The sequence below is a fragment of the uncultured Nostoc sp. genome (assembly GCF_964245445.1).
GTDB lineage: Bacteria > Cyanobacteriota > Cyanobacteriia > Cyanobacteriales > Nostocaceae > Nostoc.
In genome coordinates, this window is record NZ_CAXTNE010000353.1 from 1 (window position 1) to 6758 (window position 6758).

Annotated in this window: 3 protein-coding genes; all 3 read left to right on the top strand. The window is 42.9% G+C overall.

Annotated elements, in window-relative coordinates:
* Positions 1-94 precede the first annotated feature (94 nt).
* Genes ACFE90_RS34405 through ACFE90_RS34415 form a run of 3 tightly spaced genes read left to right on the top strand, consistent with a single transcriptional unit; the run spans position 95 to position 6716 of the window.
* On the top strand, positions 95-4837 hold the full coding sequence (locus tag ACFE90_RS34405; protein ID WP_375506764.1) for a PAS domain S-box protein: 4743 nt from the start codon (positions 95-97) through the stop codon (positions 4835-4837).
* On the top strand, positions 4827-6320 hold the full coding sequence (locus tag ACFE90_RS34410) for an ATP-binding protein (RefSeq protein ID WP_375506765.1): 1494 nt from the start codon (positions 4827-4829) through the stop codon (positions 6318-6320). The genes ACFE90_RS34405 and ACFE90_RS34410 overlap by 11 nt, the downstream gene beginning before the upstream one ends.
* Before the next feature lie 9 nt (positions 6321-6329).
* On the top strand, positions 6330-6716 hold the full coding sequence (locus ACFE90_RS34415; RefSeq protein ID WP_375506766.1) for a response regulator: 387 nt from the start codon (positions 6330-6332) through the stop codon (positions 6714-6716).
* The last annotated feature ends 42 nt before the right edge of the window (positions 6717-6758 follow it).

Consider the following 6758-nt stretch of genomic DNA (forward strand, 5'->3'; position numbering starts at 1 on the left):
CCCCAGCTAAGAGCCCCCTGCCTCTATAGCGATCGTATATTTTTATTTGGAAGTCCCTTATCCCCCTGTCCTTTCTCAAAAAGGAGTCTTGCCGATGAGCATACATTTAACTAATTTAGTCAACCAATTACGGGCAATTTTGGGCAAGATGGAGGTGGCGCTGGGGGCGATCGCTGATGCTATTGTCTGGACTGGTAGTGATGGCAAAATACAATGGTGCAATACTGCTTTTGATAAACTTGTCAACCAACCACATATTCTAGTTCTCAATGCCAAGCTGAGTGACTTATTATTCCTGAGCCTAGCTGGTGAACCAGTTTCACCAGAGTCCTATCCAAATATGAGGGTTCTAGGGGGAGAATATGAAATCACAGAAGAATATGAATTTCATGATGTTAAACATCGCTGCTTAATTTTAGAAATATCAGGCAACTGCGTCCAAATTGCAGGAGGTGACAAGTCATCTATCCTAGTAATTCGAGATGTCACTCAAGCAAAACACTGGGAAGCAGAACGCTCCTTAGCACAACAGGAACAAGCAGAAACTTTATCTCTTTTGCAAGCGACACTGGAATCTACTGCTGATGGAATTATAGTTGTAAATCAGAACTTTAATGTAGCAGTTTTTAATCAAAAGTTTCTCCAGATGTGGTCAATACCAGAATCGTTGTTGCAACCTTTTCAAAGCAATGAACGATTCAAGTTCATGTCTGAACAAACGCGAGATCCTGAAGCATTTATTGCCAGAGTCAAGCAACTGTTTTATGAGTGCCCAGAACAGGAAGCTTTTGATTTGGTAGAGATGAAAGATGGGCGTGTTTTTGAGCGTTATTCTCAACCTCAATCTCAGGGTGGTAAAATTATTGGACGTGTTTGGAGCTTTCGAGATATTACCGCACGCCAGCAAGTAGAGAAAGCCTTGAGCGAAAGTGAGGTTAAGTTTCGCCGGATTGTGGAGAATTCTAATGATATTATTTCTCTAATTGACTTAGAAGGACGAATCTGCTACATTTCTCCCAATTTAGTTAAGCTTACAGGGTATGATACTACTGAATTAGAAGGTATACCATTTGCGGATTTTCTTCATCCTGATGATCTATCAAGTTGTCTAGATGCAGTCAGCAGGGTAGTAACAACAGGGGAGAGCTTGGAAGTTGAGTATAGAGCTAGACTTAAGGATGGTAGTTGGCAGTGGCAAGCCACAAATTTAGCTACAACCGATGATATCAATGGAAACTTAGTACTGATCAGCGTTGCGCGTGTGATTACAGAGCGCAAACAGGCAGAAAAAGCTTTGCTCAAAAGTGAGCAAAAGTTTCGCAACCTGTTTGAGAATTCTCAATTTGGTATCCTTTGTAGCCGAATTGAGGATGGGCTGATTTTAGATGCCAATCAACGCCTTGCCGAGTTATTAGGCTACAGTTCTGTAGAAGACTTAATTAGTGGCACAAAATTTACCACAGATTTTTATGCCAACCCAGGCGATCGCCAGCGTATAGTAACTGAACTGCGTCAAAAAGGTTCACTTAACAACTTTGAGCTACAGTTTCGTCAATGCAACGGTAAGGATCGCTGGGGCTTGTTTTCCTTACGTTTGAATTTGGAAGATAATTGTCTGGAAGCGGTGGTTGCTGACATTAGCGATCGCAAGCAAGTAGAGGCAGATTTACACCGCAGTAATGCTATACTAAAAGCCCAACAAGAAGGTTCAATTGATGGAATTTTAGTTGTTGATGAAAATGCTCAAATAGTATCTTACAATCAACGTTTTTGTCAGTTATGGCAAATTCCAGAAACATTTATTAATAACGATCAGCAATTACTGGAATTAGCACTCGACAAATTAAAACAGCCACAGGAGTTTCTGGCAAAAGTTGAGTATCTCTACGCCCATCCAGAAGAAATTAGCCAGGATGAAATTCGTCTGAAAGATGGACGGACTCTAGACCGTTATTCTGCATCTGTGCGATCGCTAACAGAAGATTACTACGGTAGAATTTGGTACTTCCGCGATATTACCGAGCGCAAACAGGCAGAAGAAGCTCTACGTCGCAGCGAACAGAAATATCGCAACATTTTTGAAAACTTTCAAGTGGGGATTGCTCGCATTCGCTTAGAAGATGGGCTGTTTCTGGAAGCCAACCAACGTCAAGCCGAAATTTTGGGTTATAGTTCCGCCACAGATTTAATTGGCAAGCAATTCACGACAGAGTTTTACGCCAATCCAGATGATCGCCAACAACTGTTGGCAGAAATGGCACAGCAGGGCGAGGTACGTAACTTTGAAGTGCAACTATGTCGTCGGGATAAATCTCTTGGTTGGGGACTACTATCGCTGAGATGGAGTGCTGAGGATGGTTGTATAGATGCCGTCATTACCGATATTAGCGAACAGCAAGCTGCACTACGCGAACGCAAACTTGCGGAAGAATCTTTGCGACAATCAGAAGCCAGATTTCGTGCCCTTTACGAATCAACTAGTATTGCTGTTATGTTACAGGAAGAGGGAATTCCCCTTGATTGCAATCGGGCAGCAGAAGAACTATTTGGCTATTCTCGGCAAGATTTTTTAAGCAAGCATCCTAGTGAATTTTCGCCACCACTGCAACCAAATGGTCAAACTTCATCTAGCCTTGCCAAACAACAGGTTGCTCTGGTTTACCAGCAAGGCAGAAATCGTTTTGAGTGGGTTCACCGTCGTGCAGATAACACAGACTTTCCGGCCGAGGTCTGTTTAACTGTGTTTGAGTTGGGCGATCGCAAGCTAATTCAAGGGGTGGTTCAAGACCTGACTGAACGTAAACAATCCGAAGCAACCCTTCAGCGTCGTGCCCAGGTAGACAGCTTGCTTAACAGGATTTCCCGCCAATTTATCGACCAGGATGCAGACACCGCGATCAATTTTACCCTGCAAGCGATCGCTGAATTTCTAGGAACCGAACGAAGTTGTATCTTTGAATACTCAGAGCAACAATGGCAGTTTGATATTGTCCATGAGTGGCGTGCTGCTGGCATCGAACCATTATTTGGTGGTGCCACGAGTTCAGCTATTGAGTCATTTCCCTGGTTCTACAATCAAATCCTTGCCGGCCAATCCATACAAATCTCCGATGTTGCCAAGCTATCTCTAGAAGCAGCAGCAGAAAAAGCATTATTTCAGAACCAATCTATTCAGTCAGTTGTTGTTGTACCGACAATCCACGTTGGCAAAGTAGTAGGATTTCTGGGAACTGATGTTGTGAACTTCTCTAAAAATTGGAAACAGGAGGATATTAACTTACTGCAACGAGTGGGTGAGCTAATTGCCATTGGGCGATCGCGTCACAAAGCAGAAGCAGCATTGCGGGTTGCCAAAGAAGCCGCAGAAACTGCCAACCGGGCGAAAAGCGCTTTTTTGGCAAACATGAGCCATGAATTGCGAACACCACTAAACGCTATCTTAGGTTTTGCTCAGTTAATGGAGCGAGACAACAGCCTCACCAAACGTCAGCGAGACTCTCTAGCAACCATCAACCGCAGTGGAGAACATCTGCTCAACCTAATTAACGATGTGCTGGAAATGTCCAAAATCGAAGCTGGACGCATTATTTTAAATCCTGCATCCTTTGACCTGTATCAAGTATTACAAAGTCTACAGGAGATGTTTCAGGTACGAGCAAGTGCAAAAAAACTATCACTTTCATTTGAACTTGCCCCCAATCTACCCCAGTACATCCTTACAGATGAAGGCAAACTCCGGCAAGTGCTAATCAACCTTTTGGGAAATGCCATCAAGTTTACCAATACCGGGAGGGTCAGATTACGAGTGTCATTTTTCAATGGTCAAAATAATGACCCAAGACTAATGACTAATGACCAAGGACAAATGACCATTAATTTTGAAATCGAAGATACAGGAGCAGGAATTGCAGCCGAAGAATTAGACAATCTTTTTCAGCCCTTTGTTCAGACTGCAAGTGGTACACAAATTAGAGAAGGTACGGGGCTTGGACTTACCATCAGCCGTCAATTTGTGCAGTTAATGGGAGGTGATATTCGCCTTCATAGTAAAGTAGGTTGCGGGTCAACTTTCGATTTTAATATCAAAATTGAACTAGCAGAGTCGTTTGAAATTGCCCCACCAAGAGTTCAAAAGAAAGCGATCGCTTTGGCTAATGGTCAACCTGTATATCGGATTTTGGTAGTAGATGACCGCCAAGAAAATTGCGATTTATTGACGCAGTTACTCAACTCGATTGGTTTTGAAACCCGTACAGCCGCTAACGGAATTGAAGCGATCGCAGCTTGGCAAGCATGGCATCCCCACCTGATTTGGATGGATATGCGAATGCCTTTAATGGACGGATATGAGGCAACTCGGCAGATTCGTGTTATGGAAAGGGAGATTCAAGAAGGGGAACTAGAGGAAATTTCTCACCTGACGGTGATTATCGCCTTAACAGCCAGCGCTTTTGAAGAACAGCGATCAAGTATTTTAGCTGTGGGTTGTGATGACTTGATCCGCAAGCCTTTTCGTGAGGAAGTAATTTTCAACAAAATGGCTGAATTTCTGGGAGTTTGTTATATCTATGCAGAGGAACAAGATAATTTTGACCAAACGCCATCGGTTGTGTCTGAATTAGAGGAGCTAAAAGCGCAAGATTTATTTATTATGTCTCAAGAATGGCGAACCAGCTTATACGAAGCAGCCATTCAAGTAGATGCAGAGATCATTTTCCAGCTAATTGAACAAATCCCTGAAACCCATTTTGCTTTATCTGAGAGACTTAGCGATTTAGTAAATTGTTTTTGTTTTGATGAAATTATCGATTTGACTCAAAGAGGTGATGATGCATAGCCAATTGGAAACGCCGAAAGCCAATATTTTAGTGATTGATGATACGCCTGAAAACTTGTATCTCTTAGCTGCCATGTTGACACAACAGGGTTACAAAGTTAGAAGCGTTACTAAAGGTGCGGCTGGTTTGAGAGGAGCGCAAGCATCTCCACCCGACCTAATTTTGCTTGACATCAATATGCCAGAAATGAATGGTTATGAGGTTTGTCAATGCTTAAAACAGAGCGATCGCACCCGTGACATCCCGGTGATTTTTATCAGCGCCATGAATGATGTGCTAGATAAAGTCAAAGCTTTTACAGTTGGCGGGGTAGATTATATCACAAAACCCTTTCAAGTTGAAGAAGTTTTGGTGCGTGTAGAAAATCATCTGACAATTCGCAATTTACAAAAACAACTGCAAGAGCAAAATACCAGGTTACAACAGGAAATCCGCGATCGCAAACTTGCTGAAGAAAAGTTTGCCAAAGCCTTTCGTTCTAGCCCTAGCCCAATCTCAATTACCACTGTTTCAGAAGGACTCTTTATTGATATAAACACCAGTTTTCTAAGAATGAGTGGCTATAGCTTGGAGGAAATCATCGGTCACTGTGTTGATGACCTCAATCTTGGGATTACTCAGGAAGATTATGCCAGTAACGTTCAAAAACTACTCGAAACTGGAGCGTTACAAAACCATGAGATGGAATTTCGTACCAAGTCCGGTGAAATTAGAATTGTCTTGCTATCTGCCGAACTGATTGACTTGGATGGTACACAATGCATCTTAAATATTGTTAATGACATCACCGAACGCAAGCGACTAGAAAACGAATTTATCTCTTTAGTAAGTCATGAATTACGAACCCCGCTAACTTCTGTAATTGGGTCGCTAGACCTTTTAGGTACAGGACAATTAGGAACATTGAACGTTAAAGGGCAGCAAGTCCTGAATATTGCCATTACCAACATCGAACGCCTGAATCGCCTAGTCAATGACATTCTCAACTTGGAAAGGATGAAGTCAGGCAAAATCGCCATGCAACCAGTGAACTGTAATGTCGCCGATCTGATTGTCCAAGCAGCAGAAGCGATGCAAGCGATGGCAGAAAGGGCGCAAATTAATCTAGTTATCGAACCAGCCAGTCATGAAATATTTGTAGATCCAGACAGAATGTTGCAAACCTTGACTAACTTAATCGGTAATGCCATCAAATTTTCAGAAGTGGGTGATACTGTTTGGCTGCGTGTTCGGTTGCATACAGATCACTTGCAGATTGAAATACAAGACCAAGGACGGGGAATCCCTGCAAATAAACTACAGACAATCTTTGAGCGTTTTCAGCAGGTTGATGTATCCGATTCCCGCAAAAAAGGAGGGACAGGTTTGGGACTTGCCATTTGCCGCAACATTGTTGAGCAACATCAAGGCAAGATTTGGGCTGAAAGCATTTTGGGTGAAGGTAGCACCTTCCATATCACGCTGCCATTATTAAAGAAATAGAGCATCATCATGAGCAAATGTGTATTAATTGTTGACGATGAAGAAGATGTGAGAGCGATCGCTCAAATGGGTTTGGAAATGACCGCAGATTGGAACGTGTTGACCGCCAGTTGCGGTCAGGAAGCCTTGATAATGGCAGAAACCAACCAACCTGATGTCATCTTGCTAGATATGATGATGCCGGATATGGATGGTCGCGCCACACTGCAACAACTCAAGGCTTGTCCTGGAACCCGACATATTTCTGTAATTTTAGTAACAGCAAAAGTTCAACAATCAGATGGAGAAAACTTCGCCGAGTTGGATGTTGCGGCTGTATTTGCCAAACCTTTTCGCCCCTTGCAACTTGCAGAGCAAATCAATGCTGTATTAGTCCTCTTAGAGACTTCCAAATAAAAAAATATCCCATCGTTTTAGAGGCAGGGGGCAGGGGGCAGG